The following is a 22,497-nucleotide window of genomic DNA, read 5'->3' as shown; positions in this document are numbered from 1 at the left end:
TGTTTCCTATTATTATTTAACCGTATTGTACCAATCATTAACTTCTTTCGTAATGTCAGCCCCGCCGGAAGACTTCCAAGTCTCTACAAACTTATCGAATGCATCAACTGGTTTCTTACCATAGATAATCTCATTGAAGGTTTGAAGCTCAAGCTTGTTCAGGTAGTCCAGCTTCATCTTCATTGTTGGAGTCGTAGGACCTGTAAACATATTCTTCATCGAGATATCTTCTTGAGACAAGAGCACTTTAGCTGCTGCTGGTGTGTCAGGACCATAATTAACTGCTACGTCCTTCTCAAGACGGGTCTCTGGCTCCTTGCCATCAGCCAGTGCAAGCAGAGCATTCATCTGTGCATCAGGGATACGGGCGCCATCACGTACCAGGAAGTAGCGTGCTGGGGCGATAATCTGACCGCCAGGAATATCATCGCCAAACACCGGGTTGCCATTCTCGTCGATATCATAGTCGTAGCCTTTGAACAGACCGAGATCAAACTCGCTGCCTGGAGCCGGGTTCGCATAGTTATCAAACAGATAGTTCTGATAAGTGAAGAGTGCTTCAGGATGCTTCATATCATTGTTGATTAGAATAACACCGTTCGTGAAATGCGTGCCGTGACGGCCTGCTTTTCCATCCGGGCCTGTTGGAATCGGATAAGGCTTCCATACTGCACCTTCCACATTCTTCGCCGTATCAAGCAGCGGCCAGCCGCTCATCCAGTAAGGTCCCGGAATAATGCCGGCAGTACCTGCTACGGCAGGCTCAGCCGTCTTGTTCTCATCCCACAGAGCCGCTTCTCTAGGAATATAGCCCTTGTTATACCATTCGTTCAATTTAACAAGACCAGGCTTCATTGCCTCGTTAATCGAACCATACTCCAGCGTTCCATCAGCCGCCAGATTCCACTGCTCAGGCATTGTACCGTATGCACCGAAGATCCAGGACGGATCGCCCATCCACGTATTAAGCGAGTTCTTGAAGCCAATGCTAAGCGGAGTTACTTGGTCCGGCTTCAGACCTTGCGGATTGTTGTTCTTGAATGCATCAAGAACCGCTTCCAGCTCGTCAAGCGTCTTAGGAGCTTGCAAGTTCAGCTTGTCCAGCCAGTCCTGACGGATCCACAGCAGGTAATCATGGTTGTATGCGTAGTCGAGAAGCGGAATACCCATACGAACACCATCACGGATGTAAGGATTCCAAACGTTGGTATCAAGCTCCATTGCAGCTTTCCAAGTGTCATTCGCGTATTTGTCGAACAATGCACCAGCATCCTGGAAGGCACCCGAATCAATCAAGTCCTGTGCAAGCTGCGGATCATCGTTACCTACAACAACAATATCAGGAAGGTCTTGACCAGAGGTCAACGACAGACGAAGCTTAGTTGCGTATGCACCGTTCGTATCGGTAACGGACCACAGCGACTTGATGTCGATGCCGAACTTATCCAGCGCCCACTTCGTTGCTACGTTGTTCTCAATCGATTCGCCATTCTTGAACTTAAGGGCGGGATCAACACCCCATACGGTACTAATAGTCACCGGCGGATCATATTTTTCTTTGTACACGCTTTCGGAATTGCCAGTAACAGTTGATGTTCCGGCATTACCGCTGTTCGTATTGCTGCTGTTACTGCAAGCGGCCAGTAGTGACAGGATGACCGTAAGAGTAAGCATGGTCAACCATGTTTTTGAAGCCTTGGTCTTCATGTTGTTCCCCCTCGATAAAAGCTTGTTGTATATCTTACTCCCATTATAGGCTTACAGGAAAATTGATCATATGACACAAATCGAACATTTCTGCACCTTTTACAACTTCATCAACAATTACTGGTCACGAAATTCATTCGGTGTCAGCCCATAATGCTTCTTGAACATTTTGCTAAAATACTGGGGATTCTGATAACCCAGCTCTGCTGTTATTTCGTAAATCTTCTTGTTCGTATGCTTCAGCAGGTACAGCGCCCGTTCCATACGCATCCGGATAATATAGTCGCCAAGACTTTCGCCCGTCTCCGCTTTATAAATCTTGGACAGGTAAACCGGGTGAAGGAATACCTTGTCCGCAATGGTCTTAACTGAAGTTTCCTGACCAAGCTCATTGGAGACAATCTCATGCACCTGCTTGATAATATAACTCTTCGTATGTTCATCATTTTCCGACAACTCGGAACGCAGCTTGTCCATCATGCTGGATGCCCATTGCTCAAGCCGTTCTACAGATAAGATCACACTGGGATCTGTCAACAGGTCGAATCCCGACTGGTCAATCTGGTACATGTACACCCCTTGCTTATGGGCCATGTACATAAAAGCATTCGTAATGACCAGATAGACTTCATAGATATGCTCGCGCGAGAACCGTGCCTGCTTGAAATCAGCGAACACATGGTCCAGCTTCTCCTTCGCCGCTTCCCACTGCTTGGACTCCAGGAGATGAATGAGCGTGGGCGGCTTATATAGGATCTCCAGCGATTTAACCGCCGTACCATATACCTGCAGCTTGTCTTCCAGGAACACAACAGGACTGCCTTCGTTCTGTTCAGTCATGAAGAACGAGCTAAGGCCGGACCGGTAAGCAAGCGGTATGTCATCCGGGAACGTGAACCACTCGGTAATAACAATCGATACATCGCCCTTCAAATAATTGCTTACATTCATACGCAGGGAGCGGGCCGTCTGGTCAAGCAATTCTCTCCGCATGGCATCAGTCTTACGGGATAATTCCAGCTGCTCCTTCATTTCAGGGTTCAGAGAAACGATCAACAGCAGGCAATCATGGGGGGCTTTGGCATGCCAAACAGAGAAGTGCTCCCCGAACACTTCTTCCGCGATATTCCCAACCGCATACTCCATAAGAGACAAAGTATGGTGATCGGCAGCCGAGAACGGCCTTCCCAGCTGGACCAGCAGCATAACAGCCTGTTCCTCTACAGGTATCGGAATGTCGTAATCACCCAGCTTCTGTTTGATCAGACGGTGAGAGAGCTTACGGCCAAGCACCAGATCGTGCATCAGGTTTGAACGCAGCACCCCTATATCGGCATGCCGGTTATGTACCAGCTTGTCGTACTTCTCGGACTGCTCCCATTCATCCTTAAGGGATTCAATCGCATTCGTAATGGTGAGGATAAATTCATCATCATTAACGGGCTTCAGCAGATAGTCGAACACCTGCAGCTGGATCGCTTTCTTCGCATATTCAAAATCAGCGTGGCCGGTCAGCAAAATGCAGCGGATATGAGGCCAGCGCTCCGTTATTTCTCCAATAAACCGCAAACCGTCCATCTCCGGCATCCGGATATCCGAAACGACAATATCAACAGATTGCTCCTCTAATACTTCAATCGCCTTTTTGGCAGACGATGCCTGATGAACACTGGATACGCCAAGACTCTGCCAAGGAATCGTCTTCGCAAGGCTTTCAGTGACGTAGGACTCATCGTCGACAAGCAATATTTCAATCATTGAACTGAATGTCCTCCTATGATGTCATGTTTGACCTGGTAAGGTCCATTGCAGGGTAACCTTCAAGCCCCCAAGCTGCGAGTGCTCGAAACGGATCCCCGCCTCTGTGCCGAACCCAAGCTGGAGCCTCTGGTGCACATTCCATAATCCGCAGCCCATTTCTTCATCCATTGGTTTATCCATCTTATACTGCAGGGCCATCCTGTCCTCTACGGCCATCCCCTTACCGTTATCCTCAACCGCAATCCGTATATGAGGTCCGTCAGCATCGCAACGAATCCGGATCTCTCCTGCATCGGCATTTGGCTCAATGCCATGGAGAACCGCATTCTCCACCAGCGGCTGGATGACCAGCGGCGGTATCTCAATACGCCTCAAGCGGGCTGAAACAAGGATTTCAAAATGCAGTCGGTTCATCCGCATCTTCTGAATCACAAGATAATTGTCTACAAAATCCAGTTCTTCCCCTAGAGACACCAGGTCCCTTTCCTGCCTGGTAGTATATCGGTAATATTTGGACAGACTTTGAGACATGGCCACAACGGCATGATGATTTTCCAGTTTAGCCATGCTGGATATGAAGGAGAAGCAGTTGTAGAAAAAATGCGGGTTAATCTGCGACTGCAGCTGTTTTAGCCTCGCTTCCTTGACATGCAATTGCTCTTTATACACATGCTGGAACAGCTCCTCTATCTGCTCTACCATCATATTAAATCTCTCGTAGAGAAAGCTGAATTCCGTGTGCCCCTTAGGCTTGAGCCTGACGGTATAATCGGCATTCTTCAGTCGCTGAAAGGCTATGACCAGCTGGCGCAGCGGAACCTGAACCTGTGCATAAAGCAGATATGCGGCCAGACAACTCATCACCAGCAGCGAGCCTGCTGATATATAAAAGAGCTCATTGGACTTATGAATGGGCCGCAAAATATCTGAAAAAGGCATGTAGTCAATCAAATACCAGCCGGTTGACCGGGACATTACACTGTTTACTAAGTATTTTTCCCCGTCAATATCCACCGTAAGGCTTCCATTAACCACACCATTCTCCTCTTCAAGCTGTTCGATGATCCGTTCCGTCTGTACCTTGTCAGCCGTCCGGTTGTAGATAATTCCGGTGTCCTTCTTGTAGTAGATCGGATCACGCCGTCCGTCGTTCTTGAACTGGTCAAGCATATCTACAATATTGCCGCTGTCAAAACGGACTTCAATAATCATATCCGCTTCATCCGGCCGGTCAAACATTGATAACGGGGTCACGGTGACCAGTGAGAAAACAAACTGTTCTTCTCCTCCACTTGTTTCTTGCCGTACCTGCCATCTCGAGTGAACCCGCGCCTTCAGGTCCTCGCGGTCATAGGGCTTCGCATCATTGATGGAAACAACCCGGTTCATGGAAGGCGAATAGATGAATAAATCGCTGTCCCAGTTAGAAGAACCCTCTTGTATACCCAGCTTAGTCTGCACACGCTTAATCATCGATATCTGTTCAATACCTAGGTCGGGCTGATTGAGCTGCACTTCCTTAAACGCAGCAATATCCGGGTCATGCACGAGCAGTGTCGGCCAAATCGTCAGCTGATCCACCTGGTTATCCACCTGCGTCTGAAAAAATGACAGCTGATCCACATTGGATTTATTCAGCTCACTGGCCAAAACATCGGTGCTGACTTTATTGGAATATAAGTAAAGGACTATTATAGGGACGACCATAAGCACAATCAGCGTGATCATCTTGGTGAATAAATTTAACTTGGGCATACAGGAAACCGCCTTTGTCGAATTCTGTCGTCTATCAATTGTATTCTACTATCGCTCTGTTGTACATCTACCTTTCCAGTTCTCATTAATGGTGGCATTGTTTGTAAGACCCCAACAAGGAGACAGATACAACATTTATGCACTTTTCAAAGCCACTCCAACGACAAAAAAGCCGAACCAGCGGTATTACCGCAGGATCGGCTTATAAATACAGTAATTAATAGGTCCCGCTAACATCCAGTGTCCTTGTGCTGCTGCTGTCTTTGCGGCTTGTAGAATTGTTAACCTGCTCCTGCAGCTTCGCGTAGAACAAATCTTCGTCAAACGGCAGTGTAACCCAATTATCCGTCCATGAAGACAACAGCATGGCATTGGAGAGCATAAGGCCTTTAATTCCTTCCTCCCCTGGCGCTAGAAGGGGGCTTCCGTTCCGGATGGCCTCCGTCCAGTTGCGGATAATTCCCGGATGATCAGAGGCTGCACCTGTGACCGGCACATCAATCGTCCAGCATTCCGGCTGTCCGAAGCCGCCGGTATACGTGCGGTTGAACTCCGGTTCACTAAGCCGGAGACGGTGGAAGGTGAGCTTTCCGTCCTCGACAACCAACTTTCCCTTCTCGCCGGACAATTCAAGCCTGTTCGTTCCGGGCGTCTCAAAGGTGGAAGTTATGAACACCGCTGTGGCCCCGTTCGGATATTCGGCATAGGCCGTAACATCATTCTCGACTTCAATATCACGATGCTTGCCGAAACCGCAAAAGGCCCGGATCCGTGAAGGCATCATGCCCGTGATCCACTGCCATAAATCCAGCTGGTGAGGATCCTGGTTAAGCAGGACGCCTCCTCCCTCACCTTCCCAGGTAGCCCTCCAGCCTCCTGAATCATAATAACTCTGAGAACGGTACCAATTCGTAATAATCCAATTAATACGTCTGATCTCGCCCAATTCTCCCGCCTGGACCAGCTCTCTGAGCTTGGCGTACAGGGGATTGGTCCGCTGGTTATACATAATTCCGAATACATGCCCGCTGGCCGCTGCCGCCTCATTCATTTCCCGTACCTGCTTGGTGTAGACGCCTGCCGGCTTTTCCACTAATACATGAAGGCCGGCAGCAAAGGCTTCGATCGCCAGCGGCGGATGGCTGTAATGCGGCGTACAGATAATTACCGCATCAACCGTTCCCGAGGTGAACATGTCCGCTGGCTGTTCATAGCAACCGACACCGCTGCCTAAACATTCTGCGGCCCACGCAAGCCTGTCCTTGCGCAGATCGGCTACCGCACTTAGTACGGCACCTCTGACCTGACCCTCAGCGAGCAGTACTGCATGTGCTGAACCCATATTGCCAATTCCGACTATGCCGACTCTTATATCCCTCACACAAGCCCGCCCCTTCCAGAGAGTTCTACTTGACTGCATCGTTTACACCTTTATTGTAGACCGGCAGCAGGGCAGCAGGCTTTTCCCTAAACGAGTTCTTTCCCCTTACCAGTTAACCGATATTGGCATCCCCCTTTCCTTACGCATGATCTTTACCGCCTATGCAAATACTCTATAGTATCCTGATAATTGGAGGCATTGGAGCATGCGGGAGCAGAATGATATTCTTGAGCATCTCAGACAAGGCTACAAAAGCTATTCCATCGAGCTGCTTAACTATTGGATGGATTATTCCCATCTAGGCACGTGGCAGTTCTGGCTCTCTGCTGCATTTATGCTTATCCCCCTTGTTGTTGTGTACCTGTATATCGATCGCAGCAAAGTTTTCCATATTGGCTTCTTCGGGTACAACGTACATACGTGGTTTTCCCATGTCGACACATTTGGCGTTATTCACGGTTTATGGGAGTATCCTTATCAGGTTATTCCTTTTGCACCAGTCAGTTTTATGCTTGATGTCTCCCTCGTGCCTGTCACCTACATGCTTGTCTATCAGTGGGCCATCAACCACGGCAAGAGCCGCTACCTGTGCCTGACCCTCCTAAGTGCGGGCTTCGCCTTTATTTTCAAGCCAATTATGACCTCAATCGGGCTGTTCCGGCTCCACGAGTGGATGAATTACTTCCTGCTGTTCTGCGGCTATTTAATTATTATGATCGTTTCCCTCTTGATAACTACGTTCTTCCTGCGTCTTCAGACAACCAAACCACCGAGGCTTATTAGAAGGTAAAGCGCGACCATGCGCGTCCCATCCAAAAAAACCTTCTCGCCGGCTTTCTTGCGAAAGCGGCCAGAAGGTTTTGAAGTGCCGGATGGCGAACGCCGGTCAAATTTTCAATTCACCAAGCTTGATCAGCTCGACAACCGCTTGCGAACGACCTTTAACGTTCAGTTTTTGCATGACATTGGAGATATGGTTGCGTACTGTTTTCTCGCTGATGAACAATTGCTGTGCAATATCTCGTGTTGTTTTGTCCTGTACCAGCAGCTCAAAAACCTCGCGTTCACGATGAGTCAGTAAAAACTTGCTCTTGTGGTCGTCTCCCTTCAAGATGTCACCCCTCCTTGCCGGGTTTTATGGTGTTTACAAGGTTCAGGGATACAGTCAACATATAGTATGACCCGGGACATCCGGTGGTGCGGTACACACAGAAAATGGGCGTTCCCGGCTAACGGACGCCCAGTTTGCGTTTAAACACGAAGAAGGGGAAGACAAGCAGGGGAATGAGCACCTCGAAGAGCAAAGCAATTGTGGTCCAGGTTCTATTGAAATTCAGCATCTGAATCAAGCTCTCATAAAACCAGAATGAAAAGGCAAATGCGAGAAAACCGACTGGCGCCGTCATCATCCGTCCCGATATCTTCGGTGAGAGCTCCTTGAGCCCCATGCATACGATGACGAGACTGTAACCAATCTTAATGATCAGTGATGGCATATAAATCCCTACCATAGGAAGATCCATACGGTCCAGAAAGTCGGTCAGGTGAATATGTCTCACCAGTTCGAAGCTGGGGTAGACGACCCGGCCCAGGATGGGAGCACCCAGGACAAGCAAAGTGAGCAGCGCAATATTCAGCAGCTGGTACAACGCCACTCCCAGCGCCAAGGCCGCTGTTCGAAACTGAAAGCTGCGATAGGTCGCCAGAAAGAAAATCCCGATAATCTCGCCAGTGTAGGATATCAGGTACCAAGTACCGGTAAAGAGATCTTCCCAATTTACTTCTGTTATAGGCAGCAGGTTGATCCACTGCAGATCTCCCACGAACAGCAGCGGCAGCAGGAAGACTATGGTAAGCATCGAGAACCCGAACAACTCTGTCATACGGGCCAGCGGGACAATTCCATCCCTTGCGATCAGCACCACTGTGTATGCCATTAGAGAGCCAATTAGAATAAGCGGAGTCCTTGGAAGCAGGGCTGTATTAATAAAGTCGCTCGTCATTCTAATATCCCGAAACATAATGTAGAAGAAGAACAGGATATAGCAGACGATCAGCAGCCTTCCCAGCTTCGGGAATTTGATTTTAAAAATTTGAAACAGGTTGTTGTCCGGGTATTCCTTCATCACATGAGACAGCAGCCAGAGCACAAGCAGAATCAGCACCGCCGGTATGATCTGTGCCAGCCAGAGATGCTGTTTGACATGATATGCGCTCTGTGCCTGCACATTAATATTGGTACTGGCAAAGCTGTACATAACCCCGATGAGCAGTACTTGATGCTTCGATAAGCGTTCCATTGTTTCCTCCCCGGGTGATTATCAGGAGCTAGGTGTCAGAGGACTAAGAATCCTCATAATCCATACAGCCGGGCTTGTCAAACCCTGATGCGCGGTCATCAGATAGCATATTCCTGCAGCCGCCAACGACAGCATAACAGACAGCCACAAGTTCCATCTGCTCGTCCTGCCCCAATATGGCCCATTTACGACAGCAACAAAAAGCAGCCAGGCAAACAAAGTCATGATATACCCGCTCATTCCGACAAATCCTCCTCCTGTATCCCGAAAGGCTTCAATACCGTCCCCGTATTCTCCAAATGCATCTTCGAAACAACCTCCACCTTAATGGTCGGATAGATTATCTCCCATTTATTCTTTATTTGCCGCCACAGCTGGGGCTTGCGGTAGTATAGGGTATGGGCGAAGCCGATCGGGTCTGAGCGGTATTCCGTCTGAAGCTTCTTGATTAATCCGTTCAAACGGCCTTCCAGCTCCTTATTTAGCGCTTCCTCCAGCTCGTGCAGATGAGTCTCACTGGCCAAATCGAAGGTAGAAGCATTCTCTACGACGGCGGCATTGCCTTTCAGCGTCAAAACAAACCGGATATCGTCAGGTTCCTTCGCCCTCGGTTCCAGCTTGACGTTCGGCCGCTGTACACGAAGCACAATGATTCCCTTGCCCCGAGGAGGCTTAATAGGGACTTCAACCACCTGAGCTTCACCCATCGCAAGCAGCAGGGCTTGCGCCTCCTTACCGAATAACTGCTTAACCAGCTTGTCTTCCCTAAATACAGCCATGCCGTCCATTTTAATAGTTGTCTTATCGGAAGCGCCCTTCCCTGTTTCCTGCGACACAATCCGGGCGGTTGGTATTGCCAGATCTACTCCTTCAGAAAGCAGCTGATGAATGACCGTCTTGGCCATTACAGGTGATTTCATGTAGGCTGCCGCAAGCTCCCTAACAATCTCGGAGGGAAACCTCTCAATTTCACTGGTTACCTTCATATAAGGCAGAGCAGGCCCTTCAGTTACGACCATGAAAACAGACAGCCTGTTCTGCGGCAAGCGGCCCAGTATATCCAATATCGGTGCCAGTCCTTCTTTTGCCATGTCCTCTCCAATCAGAAAGGTCCGTCTATGGGCAAAATACAGCTGACGGGGGATACCGGCCTGCTCCATGTTATTCGCTATGCGGATAGTTTCCCCTGACTTGGAGAAGAGTGCCCATGCTTTTCCGCTTCCTCCCCCTCCTCCGCCACCCGAGCTGCTGCCGCCCAGCTGATTGGGCAGGGCCACCTGAACACTGGCTCTATACTTGTCCCCTTCCCTGTCTAATGCAGTTCCCATGACGAATGCTACATCGTTAACCTCCCTCCTGTCCCAGCAGCCGGTTGTCAAGATCATTGCCAGAGATAGCATGAGCACACCAGCATGTTTGCTTCGCATCGCTGTTCACCACCCCGGTACCCGCTTGCGCAGTTTATCGATTTGTGCAGTCGATCCCATCCGTTTACGGTTGGCGCTATTTAGAAAAGTCGGGCGCTTCTCGTGCTTCCACCAGGGTGCCCGTACAAAAATATCCTCGTTGTCCGACTTTCTGTATGGTGCAACTCCGCTGAGGTAGGGAACGCCTACTGAGCGCAGCTTGCACATATGACCTGCAATTAGTATCGCGCCGATAATAATTCCGTAAAGCCCGAGAATACCAGCCAGATACATAAGCGGAAACCGCAGCAGCCTGATGGTGATCGCAAAATTAAATCGGGGCAGACAGAAGGATGCAATGCCGGTGAGCGAGACCACGATTACCATAGGAGCGGATACAATTCCTGCCTGCACGGCTGATTGTCCGATTACAAGAGCTCCCAGAATGCTGACGGCGGAGCCAACAGCTTTGGGCAGCCTAACGCCTGCTTCCCTTAGGGCTTCGAACGATAGCTCCATAATCATTCCCTCAACAAGAGCAGGAAAAGGGATAGCTTCCCTGGATGCTGCAATACTCAAAATCAGGTTCGTCGGCAGCATGTCATGGTGGAAGGTTATAGTCGCTATATATACGGCCGGCAGAAACAAGGCGATCATCAGAAAACCAAACCGCAGCCATCTCAGGAAGGTGCCAATGATGGAGCGCTCATAGTAATCCTCGCTGGACTGCATCATCTGCCATGCCGAAACAGGGCCCATCAGAACAAAAGGCGTCCCGTCGACGAAGATCACAAAGCGCCCTTCAAGCAGCTGGGCAGCCGCAGTATCCGGACGCTCTGTGTACTGAAACTGCGGGAAAGGAGACAGCGGGTTATCCTCGATCAGCTCTTCAATGTAACCGGATTCCAGCACACCGTCCATATCAACAGAGGCTACGCGCCGTTTGATCTCCTTGATCATATCCGGCTCGGCAAGATGCTCCAAATACCCGATAACTACGTTCGTCTTCGTCAGACTGCCTACCGAAAAGGATGTCGTCTTGAAGGCTGTTGTCTTCAGCTTATTGCGAACCAGAGACACATTAACGTTCAGGCTTTCTGTAAAGCCTTCCCTCGGACCGCGTACGACCGTCTCGGAGGTTGGCTCCTGGACACTTCTCTTCTCTCCGCCCTTTGTGTTCAATAAGGAAGCTTCCCCCAGGCCGTCAGTCAGCATCAGTGTCTTGCCGGAAAGAATGGCAATGACGGCGGGCCGTAGCTCTGTAACCGGTTCAATAATCGGGATACCGGTAAAGATACCATAAGATTGCTGCTGTTCAGCGAGCTTGCGGTCAAGCTTTTGAAGCGGCTCGATGATGTGCTTGGCAATCAGCTCTGTGTTCACATTGGTGCTGATGAAGACGAGCACAGCCCTGCGAACGCCGCCGATCGTGAGCTCGCGGTAAATAACCTCGGAGATTCCATCGAGAGATTGCCTTACCGTTTCCCTATCTGTATCAAGATCCCCGGTAAAGCGTCTCGGCTGTTTCGAATCTGCGCTCACAGCATCCACCCCTCCGATCCTAATAGCTATTAAAATGTCTCCACTTCAGATAAATTATTCCTGAAGCAGCATTCCTTTCAGCTTAATATGTGGCTCATTATGTTCATTTGGTTTCCCGCTCGCAATAAGTGGTAATTATGGATTATGAGAACAGCTTGTCATTTGAAAGGAGCGATACGACCATGAACCATGAGCATGAACCGAATCCGTTAAAGCCGCTTCTGCCTGAGCATTCCGTATCCTACTGGCGGGATTCCACCACCCAGCCGGACTTCCCGCCGCTCTCGGAAAGCATTCGTGCAGAAGTGGCTGTAATTGGAGCCGGTATCGCCGGTTTGACCACAGCCTACCTGCTTGCCAAGGACGGCGTGGATGTTGTGCTGATTGAGGCAGCAGACATCCTGAGCGGGACGACCGGCTATACAACAGCCAAAATCACTTCCCAGCATAACCTCATCTACGATGAGCTGATCGGCACCTTCGGGGAGGAGAAGGCGAAGCAGTATTACCTGGCGAATGAAGAGGCACTGTCCTTCATGCGGAACTTCGTAACCCAGTATGAAGTCGAATGTGACTGGCATGAGGAAGATAATGTGGTCTATGCAACGACTGACGAATATACCCGCAAGATTGAGAAGGAAATGAAAGCTTATGACAAGCTTGGCATCAACGGCTCTCTTCTTCAGGAGCTACCACTGCAGCTTGGAGCGAAATCGGCCATCAAGATGAGCGGACAAGCCCGCTTTCATCCGCTGCAGTATCTGAACAAGCTGCTGGACGAAGCCGTTCGGCTTGGGGCGCGGGTGTTCACCCATACCAAAGCGGTCGATATTGATACAGACGACGAGGACAAGCCGAAGGTCAAGACGGCCCAAGGTCATACGGTAACCTGCGGCAATGTCGTCGTTGCTACGCACTACCCCTTCTGCGACAACCTTGGCATGCATTTCTCCCGGCTGCATACGGAGCGTTCCTATGTGCTGGGCGTCACGACAGAAACCCCTTATCCTGGAGGGATGTATATCAGCGCAGACCAGCCGTCGCGTTCGCTGCGGAGCACGGCTTATCAGGGTCACCAGCTGATCATTATAGGCGGCGAAGGACATAAGACCGGTCATGAGACGGATACGCTGAAGATGTATGGCGCTCTGGAGCAATTCGCGAAGGAGCAATTCGTCGATATCTCCATTCCGTACCGCTGGTCGGCACAGGACGTGATTACGCTGGACAGAGTGCCTTACATCGGACCGATTACGAACAAGCATCCTCATGTCCATATCGCCACAGGCTTCCACAAGTGGGGAATGTCGAACGGAACCCTCTCGGCACTATTGCTCCGCGACCTGATTGCCGGCAGGGATAACTCGTACGCTGAGCTGTTCACCCCTTCACGGTTCCATGCCGGGTCTGACATCAAGACATTCGTCGTTCAGAATGCGGATGTCGCCAAAAATTATGTAAAGGGCAAGATGGAGTCCATTAACCGAGACCCCGGCGAGCTGCAAAAATGCGAGGGCGCTGTGGTGACCATGAACGGCAAACGGGCTGGTGCCTACAAGGATGAGAACGGTAACTATCATGTTGTAGATACGACCTGTACCCACATGGGATGCGAGCTCGAGTGGAATAACGGCGAAAGAAGCTGGGACTGCCCTTGCCACGGCTCGCGTTTTTCCTACACCGGAGACGTCATTGAAGGACCTGCCACCAAGGCATTGTCCAAGATGGAGTGGCCGGAGGATTTTGAAGAAATTGAGATTGTTTCGAGGGACAAACCAATCCGCTAAAAATTAAAATAACCCCATGCATGCCGAACAGCGGCTGTTTGGGGTTATTTTTGTACGGCATTATATGATCAACGGTGGATCCAGCTGTCGGCGCGCTCGCTAATCCTCAGCCCCGAGTCAATCGGGAACATCCGCTCCACCATGGCATTAAACTCGGCGATATAGCCCTGTATCGGCCTGCCGCCTTCTCCCTCGCTTCTGTAGCGGTCCATTCTGCCCAGAAAATCGGGACTGGACGATACATACACCCGTTCAATTTGCGGGGCCATCTGCTTGATTTCAGCGGCCACCTGCTGTTTGATTGCCTCGCTTAACTCCGTGTTTCCCGCTTCACCACCACCAGGATAATCTAAGCCCCCCGGCTCCTCGATCGGTGTCCGCAGGCCGTTCGCATCGCGCGTATCGGTGCGTGTGCTCTTCAAGCCCATGCCATGCCGCAGGGGATCGCTGTCCCTTCCCGGGTTTGTTGACCCGTACATGTAGGGATATCCTTGAGGCTCCATGCGCTCGCTCCTTCTGGAGCTTCCATCTGCATTCATTCCGGAAGGATCGCCTGGTGTTTCAGCTGTCTCTATCCCAACATAAGCGTTGGCATTGGACAGAATTACTGTTGCCGACTCAACACCCGCTATGCCCTTGAGCCTTTCGGCAACATCCTGGCTGAGCTCGATGCGATAATTTTGATGATTGCCGATAAGATTATTGCTGTTCAGATGCCGGCCATACACGCGGTTCATTTCATTCATCTGGTCATTGGCAAAGCGCTTGTCAATCACCCGATTGCCATTAGCATCAAAGCGGACGCTGTTCGGACGAATGTTCCGGTTACCAACATCCCCCATCCGCTCCATGGAGCAGCCTGTCAGCATTGATCCGCCAATGAGGATGGCCGCAAGACCAAGTGTTGTTCGTCTCATCACATAAGTACCTCCGTTTCGACTAGAAAATCACCTGCAACTAATCTGCACTGATGCTTGCGATTAGCATCCGCCTGCAGGCTGACTCCTATTCGGCAGCGGGGCTGGCAATGCCGGGGAAAAATCTTAACGGGGCACGGTAAGAGACGACTCAAATTGAATGATTATGCGGAATAAGGGTAGACTACTCATCAACTGACACCTTCTTATCCCTGTGCAGTTTAATACTTCGAGTGAAAAGCTCATAATGAGATTTCCGTATATGCAGCTGGCTCAGCATAACGGATGGCAGCCAGCAGCTTGTCTGCTGCCGTACCCGGATCAGCAAGCGCTCCTTGCTCTTTAGCCTGGATAAAATAGGGGGTTACAGGTGTATTTGAACGCCGGGCTTCCTCCTGAAGCGACGTGTCCATCATACCGGGATCAACCACCATGATTTGAACCGGGTCCTCCTCTCCTTCCTGCTCTGCTGCCACGCACTGCGAGAACATATTTAACGCCGACTTGCTGCAGCAGTAGACACTCATGCCCGGAGCCGGATACTTGGCTGAGCCTGAGGAGATATTAATGATCTTCCTCCGGCCGTTCCAACCATGAGTCAACCCTATGAACCTTGCCGCAAGCTTAACCGGTGCCATAATGTTTAGATGGATGCTCGCTGTAATTTCCTCCGGCTCACATAATTCAATTACATTCAGAGGCTTTACGGCCGCGGCATTGTTAACAAGCAGGATATCCCCGCCTGATTCCGCTTCTATCCCAGCCGATACTTCCGCTGCAAGAGCATTCATGACCGTTTCCATGATAGAGTCCAGTTGATCAGGGTCAGACAAATCCACAGGATAGTAGGTATAAATACCGCCCCTCTCCTTCGCCCATTGCCGCAACTCCTCGCTATCGCTCCTGGATAAACCAATGACGCGGCTTCCTTCGTTTATCAACTGTTTGGCCAGTTCGAATCCGAGACCACTGGATACTCCTGTAATGATATAAGTTTGACTCATCCGCGTTATCCTCCAATCTATTAAAAGCGTAAACGAAGAAATACAGGATAGATATTACTTATTATCCTCTTCCTAATATATCACTCCTTGGCCTCTACTTAAAAAACTTAATGCTGCGCGAGGAACGAAAGTGACAGGCGTTAACCTAGGGATACATAAAGTGGATGCTTATCTGGCAGATATTCAGACAAAATAAATGGCGGAGACAGGGGTTACCTGTACCGCCATTAAGCCCTTCTATTCACCTGTTATTCTATATTGATAGCTGCAGACCGCGAGAAACCCGAGCCCGCTTCGCTCATCTTAATCACCAGTTTGTTTCCTTCTACGTTCACAGATGGCATGCATTCCCATTCTGAATGCCATCTGCTGCTGTCCAGCTCTCCGTATACAGCTGTGACAATCCAATGTACGCCCGGCTCCATCGAACTCCGCACCGTCGGAATGACCGTGCGCGGGTTCAGCAGATTCGTGTTCGACTGGGGATAGATCAGCTCAGCCCGGCCGCTCCCATGCAGTAGGCTGATACCGCTCGCGCCTCCAAAGCCTGCCGCCCGGGCCCAGCCGCGTTCATCTCGGGCCGCTGTGTACCCGTCATCCGCCTGCCCATCAAACCTTTCGAGTCCAAGGGCAAAACCTCCTTCGGCCGCGTCGAGTTTCCTGCCGGTCTTGATGCGGTGCACACGAACATGCCACGGCAGGCCGGGCAGAATCCAGGTCTTAACCAGCACATCCGGCCAAGGCTTCCACTCAGTGAGCAGCTGGTTACCCCCCAGCCGGGAAGATTCACTCCTGCGCTTTACACGGAACAGATTATCCCCTTCGCTTAGAGCCAGCATCGAGTCATAGGCTCCCTGACCGAGCCCCCATTCCGCTCGTGGCACACTGAAGCCAAAATGATTCGAATAAACGAACTTCTCGTACTTGGCAGAGGTATGGGTGTGCTCGTTGGAGGCCGGATGTCCGCTGTTAAAAGCCAGCACATGTCCGCTCTCCTCCCGCCTGAACAGCACGAGGTGCGGCTCCGGCTGTACACAGAGCTTCTCGAGCACAGGCAGCGGCTGCTCCTTTTCCTGCCAGAACGGATGATCTTCTCCAAGAACGAGAGGCAGGAACGTCTTCAGCGCCCAGTAAGGGGAAGCCGGTGAGTTATAGCCTTCCGACATGATCATATTCGGATAGCTGTAGCCAACCGACAGTAGGCCGTCCGACTGGAAGATCGGCTGCGCTAACCACCACCGCAAATTTCGCAATACCAATCCTTTCAGCATACCCATCGGATAGACCTCCACCCCCGCGTAAGCCAACGCGCTCCAAAAGGCGGATTGGGCGAACCGGTACGTTAAGCTGCGTCCATAAGGAATCGCTGAGCCGTCTGGGGCAAACCAGTGGATAAACTTCTCCGCGAACCGGGCTGCACGCTCCTTGTACTGCTGTGACCGAGCCGGGTCTTCCTCTTCCATGGCCGCTGCATAGATCAGCCCATAGTAATGAAAGGCAAAGGGCACATAATAATCGCTGTGACCCCCTGCACCATCTGCATACCACCCATCCGATAGATAGAACGCTTCAATTCGCTCTAGATTACGTTCCATAACCTCCTGATCATATGGCGCTCCCGCCTTCTTGAGGCCGATATTCACCAGCACAGCGAAGAACAGCCAGTTGCAGTCATAGGCCTGACAGCCGTTAATCTGACTCAGCCATTCCACCAGACGGCTGCGTTCCTGCTCACTTAGGCGGCCCCACGTCATCTCCGGCGCAAGCAGCAGCGTGTAGCCGAAAGCTGCCATCTCTACAATAGTCTGATTGTAATTGCCTATCTGGCCCCAGTATTCCTCGTGCCCCGGGTTGGTGCCATTGCGAATACCCCGGAGGGCGATCTCCCACAGTTCGGAGCTGCCACCGCCGGCGACGAGGGGCGCAAGACCCCACAGGACGCGTGAGAAGCCTTCAAGCTCAGCAATCCGGTATCCATAGGCGGCGGTATGATTACCTAAGTGCAGTCTGGCGCTGCCCTCGCTGTAATACGGCAATAACGGCTCTGTCAGCTGCCGCACGGCCAGCTGCAAATCTGCCTTTGTCCGCAGCGGGTTCATACTGACCGGCTGACCACCGCTCTTAAGCTTGTGCATTCTCTCCCCTCCCATCTACCAAAACAGCAGCTGGCGCCCGTTAAGGCGCGAGATTCCTTCCGCAAAATAATAATCTCCATATATGAGCGGAACATCAACATTCGTCCCGTTCGGATAGTGGCTTGTGCCGTGGAGCACAAGACCTTCTTCTTCACTGTCCCATGCTCCGTAATTTACATATAGCGAATGCAGGATTTCCGCAGCCCCATATGTATAAAGCGGCGCCTCCGAACCACTCACCTGCTCAGACAGAAGCAGCATGCCGCAGGCGGCACAAGCGCCGGCAGACGAATCCCGGTAAGCTGTAACATCTTCCGGCAGGCGAAAATCCCAATGTGGCACCCGGTCCTCCGGCAGGTTGGCCAGGAAGAAATGCGCGGCACGCTTCGCCGCATCCAGATACCGCTCATCGCCGGTATACCGGTAGCTGAGCGCCATGCCATAGATTGCCCACGCCGTTCCTCTTGACCATCCCGATTCCGCCGCATAGCCCTGCCCGCTCTCCACGCCGGTCTTCTCCCCGGTCTCCGGATCGAATACAACGATGTGGTAGACCGAGCCGTCGGGACGCAGGAAATGTTCCAGCACGGTATCTGCATGCCGAACCGCAATATGCTTGAAGCGTGGATCGCCTGTCTCGCCGGCTGCCCAGTACAGCAGCGGAAGATTCATCATGCAGTCAATGATCGCCCAGCCCCTGTTATCCTCGTCTTCCCTCCAGGGATTCCATGCCCGTATGTATCCGCCCTGCACGTTGAATCGGGCTGCCAGCAGATTAGCTGCCAGAAGCGCCCGCCGCTTCGAATCCTCTGCGCTTAATAGCTTATACCGCGCCACGCTGGTAAGTATCCACATGAAGCCGATATCATGGTCCAGACGGTAGTAGTCCAGTATCACCTGATCCAGCTGGCGTTCACAGGACTCCGCATAGCCGCGAAGCTCCTCATCCTTTGTGTCATTGTAAATCAGCCACAGCAGCCCCGGCCAGAAGCCTGCCGTCCACCAGGATGCCAGCTCTAGCTTATATACCCCCTCCACGCTTGCATGCGGAAAGCCATCCTTAATCCTTGCACTCGTCCGCTTTACCTTGTTCGTAATCTTCTTCCAGGCTTCGCCAGCCCATTCCGTCTGTAAGGTCATGTACCTAACCCCCTAGTAGCGCGTAATAGAAAAGCTAAATTCCAGCTCCATATCAAGCTTCAGGCAGGACTCTTTCACTGTAAAATCTATGGCATAAAAGGTCTGCTCTTCACCGTAATGCCCCTTGTGGATAATCGTCTCCGTCTGCCAATCCAGGTGATCCTCCCGGAATGTCAGAATCAGCGGTTCTCCAGCCTGCATCATCAGCCGTCCCGCCCCGTCAGCCATCGGAGGAGACGCCGAGATGAACCGTTCAACAATGGACTCGGGCCGCTGACTGAACTTGTAGCTGTCCCGCAGGTGCAAGACGGCCTCCTCCCGGTTCCACAGGAAGGACCTTGTCAGCTGCTCCAGCTCCGGCACATGATAAGCGGATGCCAGCTGGATGCTGAACCGATCCTGCTGATCAGAGGACACCGCTTCCTGAACGACAGCCTGCGCATGGCGGCCAGACTGTTGATGCTGGCCATTAACTACCGGAACCGAGTGCCCCTGGGACCCGTTGCATAAGATGTCATACCGGCCGGGCCCAAAATACGCCTTCGTGTACTGGCCGCTGCCAAGATCGCACAGCAGCTGCTCCCCGTTAACGCTTAATATGAAGTGACCAAGATCATTATGATTGTGCGGCTCATCATTATGTCCCCCCTTGGCAGCGAAGGTATAAGCGCTTCCTCCCCCCCGGCTTCGCACAATGAACCACTGGGCATCTGCCAGGTAATAAGAGCCATCCTGCCAGCGCGCCCCTTCCGACTCACCCCGGACCCACAGCAAATTCCGTATCGCTGGCGCCCATCTGCCGCAATGATCATCCAGAATACCGGCATATAGCGAAGCTTCCGGTATATGCACGTCCTCGTATAGGGAACTTAAGTAATGGGTCAAGCCCGGCAGCACACCATATTCCGCGGGCGAATCCGAGAAGTTGACGACCTTGCGACCATAGAGGAAGCAGCTCTGCTGAAACAATGCCACTGCCCGGACCTTATCGGATGCAAACAAATCCACAGCGCCAGCGGTTCGCTGCTTTAGCAGATCAGCCGCATAAACGTAGAAGCCGAACCCGTATTGCCAGTACGAGTATCCTTCCGTGCAGGCGCCATCCCCGGCAAAGCCTGCCAGGAAGGCGTCCAGCGCCGGAAGCACCCGCTCCCATACGGCTGTCAGACGGTCAGCCTCCGCTTCTCCATCCAGCATATAGATGGCCGCCGCCCCAACCGAACCGGCACATACGGCCGCCCAGTTATTAGGCAGACGCTCCCAGCCAAACGGTCCATGTTCAAGAAAAGGGGACAGCACGCGCCGCTGCACCTCATCCCTCAGCCTAAGCTTCACAAGCGAGGGCAGAAGCTCTGCATTCATCATCATAATCTCGCTTAAGGCAAATGCGGTCTCCGCCGCAAACAGATCGATCGTGTACCGGTCACCTAGATCTACCCTGCTGCCCTGCTCCGAATCCGGCCGCTGCGGCAGATGGGCAGGCAGGCACCAGGTGTACTCCTCGCATACCGACCAGATGATATCCGTCAGGGCTTCGCGGTATATGGGGTTATCGGGCTCCAGCCAAGCAAGTATGCCAAATAGGGTCAACCTCTTCCGTTTATTGAAATATACGGCTTCATATTCGCTGCGTGATCCTGTTTCCCCATATAAACGAAACAGAGAATAAGGAAGCGCCGGCACCTGCTCTCCCAGCATCTCTTCCGCCCCTGCCTTCAGCTCCTGAATCATAGAGCGGCAGGCTTCCTCCTTATGTAGCCGCTCACGCTCTTCCTCCCATGACCGGCCGCGGGCCAGCAGCCTCGGCACCTCCGGCAGTACAGAACGCAAGCTTCCCAATTCACCGGCTGCAGCCTTCACCTTCACACCCCCAGCATCAGAATGAGCCGAATGAAACAGCGTGTTTCCCGGCCAGAACTACCCTGCCGGGAAACACGCTGTCCGCATCCATTAGCGGTCATATTCCTTGCGAACTACTGAGCCTCGGCGAATTCCTCCTGCTGCTGCTTGTAGATCTCGTAGAAATCATCCCACCGCAGCAGATTATCCTTCTCCCTGCTCCACCAGTCCTTGTACCAGGCTTCGATCTCAGCACCGCCGCCGCTCTGCCATTTGGCCTCCGCATCCTTCAGCGCCTGCTCAACCGTGTATTTGCTTCCGCCGATAATTGACTGCGTGAACAGATCGCCTATGGCCGTCTGAAGGTTGGTCATCTGCACCTGCATATCCTTCGGAAGCTGCGGCATATGCTCGGAATGCGTAATGCCCTCTCCGACAACAAGATCCGTCATATAGACATCGCGGGCTTCCTTGAACAGACGCAGCCCCTCCTTCTGAACCGGTATCGATTCATTAAAGAATGTTTCCGTATAGCCGCATTTGCCTTCCTCCAGCCTGCTGTACAGCATCGCATAATCGCCCGCCCAGCTTACTTCGTTCTTGTATTTGTCCTGATCTGTAATTTCCGGGCATCCGTTCGCGCCTGTTGTATAGTGCTCGCCTTCCATGCCATGCTTGAATATGCGGCCGGTCTCGATGCGTGTCAGGAAATCAATATGCTTCATAACCGCTTCCGGGTTCTTGGCCCTGGCATTCACGACAGCCGTCATCTGGACAGGATTGTTCCACACTACCGTATGATGGCCAACCGGAGTAGCGGGCAGTTCAATGACCTTGAGCTTCGCGCCGGGAACATTGTGCAGCAGTGTATCGAGCTCCTTCGTCGCAAAGCCGGTGTAGTCCCCCGTCATCCATCCGATCATGCCGATTTTCCCATTGAGAAAATCCTGTTTAGATTTTGCGCCGTCCTTGTCAGTCAGGAAGTCCTTGTCAACCACACCCGCCTCATAAAGCTGGCGCTTGAACTCTGCGGCTGCTTTCATTTGAGCCAGGCCAAGCTCGATTTCACCGTTCTCATTCACGTTGATCCAGTTGGCGTTAAACATATACCGGATAATGCTCGCCGTATCGCCAAACTGCAGGCCGCCGATCCCGTAGGTATCCTTGACACCGTTGCCGTCCGGATCATTCTCGGTAAACGCTTTGGCTACGGCAATCATCTCTTCCGTTGTCTTCGGCGCCTCCAGATTCAGCTTCTCAAGCCAATCCTCCCGGATGAAGAAGCTGACCAGCGGATATACCTCATTGATCCGCCCCACCTCGTAAAGCTTGCCATCCGTCTTCGTACCGGCCTGCTTCAACTGCGGGAACTTCTCCAACAACGCTTTGTATTCCACACTGTGATTTGCAATCAGATCATCCAGCGGCAGGAGCTGCTTCTGGTCAAAGAATGTATTGCGCAGACCGGTGCCAAATTCAAAGATCAGGTCAGGTGCACTTCCGGAAGCGAAGAGCACGTTCAGCTTCTGCTGCGATTCCCAGCGGGGGACTGCTGTGAATTTTACATTCGCAGGCCCATTTTCATTGATCCACTTCGTCCACATATTATCCTCAATCGTCCCCATCCCGTTAGGAACGCTACCCCGGTCATAGATTGTCGAGGATATATTAACCCGCTTCTCACCGTTGTCCGCAGCAGTCTGCGGCGTGCCTTCCGCACTTTGCCTACTGCCTTCGCCGCTGTTGTTAGAGCACCCCGCCAGCAGCCCGGCTGCCATTGCCGCAATCAGCGGCAGCTTCATCCATTTTCCCATGCGCATGAA

The 22,497-nt window shown here is 51.9% G+C and carries 17 protein-coding genes; 2 read left to right on the top strand and 15 right to left on the bottom strand.

Annotation, left to right across the window (positions count from 1 at the left end; genetic code table 11):
* Positions 1 to 12: 12 nt before the first annotated feature.
* From L1N82_RS05445 to L1N82_RS05430, 4 genes are all read right to left on the bottom strand, one after another.
* Positions 13 to 1,707 (bottom strand): type 2 periplasmic-binding domain-containing protein, encoded by a 1,695-nt coding sequence (locus L1N82_RS05445; protein ID WP_235286369.1) that lies wholly within the window; start codon positions 1,705 to 1,707, stop codon positions 13 to 15.
* Positions 1,708 to 1,824: 117 nt separating this feature from the next.
* Positions 1,825 to 3,465 carry a response regulator gene (locus L1N82_RS05440; protein ID WP_235286368.1) on the bottom strand — a complete coding sequence of 547 codons (1,641 nt, stop codon included), beginning with the start codon at positions 3,463 to 3,465 and terminating at the stop codon, positions 1,825 to 1,827.
* A 24-nt stretch (positions 3,466 to 3,489) separates the two neighbouring features.
* Positions 3,490 to 5,223, bottom strand: coding sequence for a sensor histidine kinase (locus L1N82_RS05435; protein WP_235286367.1), 1,734 nt, complete (start codon positions 5,221 to 5,223; stop codon positions 3,490 to 3,492).
* A 217-nt stretch (positions 5,224 to 5,440) separates the two neighbouring features.
* A complete protein-coding gene (locus L1N82_RS05430; protein WP_235286366.1) occupies positions 5,441 to 6,604 on the bottom strand; it encodes a Gfo/Idh/MocA family protein in 1,164 nt (387 codons plus the stop codon).
* 205 nt (positions 6,605 to 6,809) lie between these two features.
* Here L1N82_RS05430 and L1N82_RS05425 point away from each other — a divergent pair, with 205 nt between their 5' ends.
* The gene (locus tag L1N82_RS05425) at positions 6,810 to 7,394 is read left to right on the top strand and encodes a CBO0543 family protein (protein WP_235286365.1); all 585 of its coding nucleotides are present in this window, start codon (positions 6,810 to 6,812) and stop codon (positions 7,392 to 7,394) included.
* 96 nt (positions 7,395 to 7,490) lie between these two features.
* Here the strand turns inward: L1N82_RS05425 and L1N82_RS05420 are convergent, their stop codons facing one another.
* The 5 genes from L1N82_RS05420 to L1N82_RS05400 form a co-directional block, all read right to left on the bottom strand.
* Positions 7,491 to 7,715, bottom strand: coding sequence for a helix-turn-helix domain-containing protein (locus L1N82_RS05420; RefSeq protein WP_111146515.1), 225 nt, complete (start codon positions 7,713 to 7,715; stop codon positions 7,491 to 7,493).
* Between the two features lie 118 nt (positions 7,716 to 7,833).
* Positions 7,834 to 8,904 carry a GerAB/ArcD/ProY family transporter gene (locus L1N82_RS05415; RefSeq protein ID WP_235286364.1) on the bottom strand — a complete coding sequence of 357 codons (1,071 nt, stop codon included), beginning with the start codon at positions 8,902 to 8,904 and terminating at the stop codon, positions 7,834 to 7,836.
* A 21-nt stretch (positions 8,905 to 8,925) separates the two neighbouring features.
* Positions 8,926 to 9,144 (bottom strand): hypothetical protein, encoded by a 219-nt coding sequence (locus L1N82_RS05410; RefSeq protein WP_235286363.1) that lies wholly within the window; start codon positions 9,142 to 9,144, stop codon positions 8,926 to 8,928.
* Positions 9,141 to 10,331: a Ger(x)C family spore germination protein gene (locus tag L1N82_RS05405; RefSeq protein WP_235286362.1), complete on the bottom strand. Its 1,191-nt coding sequence runs from the start codon at positions 10,329 to 10,331 to the stop codon at positions 9,141 to 9,143. Before L1N82_RS05405 ends, L1N82_RS05410 begins: the two co-directional genes overlap by 4 nt.
* A gap of 6 nt (positions 10,332 to 10,337) precedes the next feature.
* Complete coding sequence (locus L1N82_RS05400; RefSeq protein WP_235286361.1) at positions 10,338 to 11,852, bottom strand: spore germination protein; 1,515 nt, start codon at positions 11,850 to 11,852, stop codon at positions 10,338 to 10,340.
* A 182-nt stretch (positions 11,853 to 12,034) separates the two neighbouring features.
* On the opposite strand from L1N82_RS05400, the gene L1N82_RS05395 reads away from it, so the two are divergent.
* The gene (locus L1N82_RS05395) at positions 12,035 to 13,639 is read left to right on the top strand and encodes an FAD-dependent oxidoreductase (RefSeq protein WP_235286360.1); all 1,605 of its coding nucleotides are present in this window, start codon (positions 12,035 to 12,037) and stop codon (positions 13,637 to 13,639) included.
* 68 nt (positions 13,640 to 13,707) lie between these two features.
* Here L1N82_RS05395 and L1N82_RS05390 read toward each other — a convergent pair whose 3' ends face one another.
* From L1N82_RS05390 to L1N82_RS05365, 6 genes are all read right to left on the bottom strand, one after another.
* Positions 13,708 to 14,556, bottom strand: coding sequence for a YhcN/YlaJ family sporulation lipoprotein (locus L1N82_RS05390; protein WP_235286359.1), 849 nt, complete (start codon positions 14,554 to 14,556; stop codon positions 13,708 to 13,710).
* A 242-nt stretch (positions 14,557 to 14,798) separates the two neighbouring features.
* Positions 14,799 to 15,560, bottom strand: coding sequence for an SDR family NAD(P)-dependent oxidoreductase (locus L1N82_RS05385; RefSeq protein ID WP_235286358.1), 762 nt, complete (start codon positions 15,558 to 15,560; stop codon positions 14,799 to 14,801).
* Positions 15,561 to 15,808: 248 nt separating this feature from the next.
* Positions 15,809 to 17,695: a DUF2264 domain-containing protein gene (locus L1N82_RS05380; protein ID WP_235286357.1), complete on the bottom strand. Its 1,887-nt coding sequence runs from the start codon at positions 17,693 to 17,695 to the stop codon at positions 15,809 to 15,811.
* A gap of 15 nt (positions 17,696 to 17,710) precedes the next feature.
* Positions 17,711 to 18,835, bottom strand: a complete 1,125-nt coding sequence (locus tag L1N82_RS05375) for a glycoside hydrolase family 88 protein (RefSeq protein ID WP_235286356.1) — start codon at positions 18,833 to 18,835, stop codon at positions 17,711 to 17,713.
* 12 nt (positions 18,836 to 18,847) lie between these two features.
* On the bottom strand, positions 18,848 to 20,695 hold the full coding sequence (locus tag L1N82_RS23405) for a heparinase II/III domain-containing protein (protein ID WP_235286355.1): 1,848 nt from the start codon (positions 20,693 to 20,695) through the stop codon (positions 18,848 to 18,850).
* Between the two features lie 113 nt (positions 20,696 to 20,808).
* The gene (locus L1N82_RS05365; RefSeq protein ID WP_235286354.1) at positions 20,809 to 22,494 is read right to left on the bottom strand and encodes an extracellular solute-binding protein; all 1,686 of its coding nucleotides are present in this window, start codon (positions 22,492 to 22,494) and stop codon (positions 20,809 to 20,811) included.
* Positions 22,495 to 22,497 lie beyond the last annotated feature (3 nt).

Source organism: Paenibacillus tarimensis (assembly GCF_021532315.1).
Classification (GTDB): Bacteria; Bacillota; Bacilli; order Paenibacillales; family Paenibacillaceae; genus Paenibacillus_I; species Paenibacillus_I tarimensis.
Note: the sequence above shows the minus strand (reverse complement) of the source record. Positions and strands in the feature narration are given on the sequence as shown.

Coding starts and splice junctions, on each gene's coding strand:
- L1N82_RS05445 (WP_235286369.1), bottom strand. CDS start 1,707: ATGAAGACCAAGGCTTCAAAAACATGGTTGACCATGCTTACTCTTACG.
- L1N82_RS05375 (WP_235286356.1), bottom strand. CDS start 18,835: ATGACCTTACAGACGGAATGGGCTGGCGAAGCCTGGAAGAAGATTACG.
- L1N82_RS05415 (WP_235286364.1), bottom strand. CDS start 8,904: ATGGAACGCTTATCGAAGCATCAAGTACTGCTCATCGGGGTTATGTAC.
- L1N82_RS05395 (WP_235286360.1), top strand. CDS start 12,035: ATGAACCATGAGCATGAACCGAATCCGTTAAAGCCGCTTCTGCCTGAG.
- L1N82_RS05365 (WP_235286354.1), bottom strand. CDS start 22,494: ATGCGCATGGGAAAATGGATGAAGCTGCCGCTGATTGCGGCAATGGCA.
- L1N82_RS05385 (WP_235286358.1), bottom strand. CDS start 15,560: ATGAGTCAAACTTATATCATTACAGGAGTATCCAGTGGTCTCGGATTC.
- L1N82_RS05380 (WP_235286357.1), bottom strand. CDS start 17,695: ATGCACAAGCTTAAGAGCGGTGGTCAGCCGGTCAGTATGAACCCGCTG.
- L1N82_RS05440 (WP_235286368.1), bottom strand. CDS start 3,465: ATGATTGAAATATTGCTTGTCGACGATGAGTCCTACGTCACTGAAAGC.
- L1N82_RS05405 (WP_235286362.1), bottom strand. CDS start 10,331: ATGCGAAGCAAACATGCTGGTGTGCTCATGCTATCTCTGGCAATGATC.
- L1N82_RS05390 (WP_235286359.1), bottom strand. CDS start 14,556: ATGAGACGAACAACACTTGGTCTTGCGGCCATCCTCATTGGCGGATCA.
- L1N82_RS05410 (WP_235286363.1), bottom strand. CDS start 9,144: ATGAGCGGGTATATCATGACTTTGTTTGCCTGGCTGCTTTTTGTTGCT.
- L1N82_RS05425 (WP_235286365.1), top strand. CDS start 6,810: ATGCGGGAGCAGAATGATATTCTTGAGCATCTCAGACAAGGCTACAAA.
- L1N82_RS05435 (WP_235286367.1), bottom strand. CDS start 5,223: ATGCCCAAGTTAAATTTATTCACCAAGATGATCACGCTGATTGTGCTT.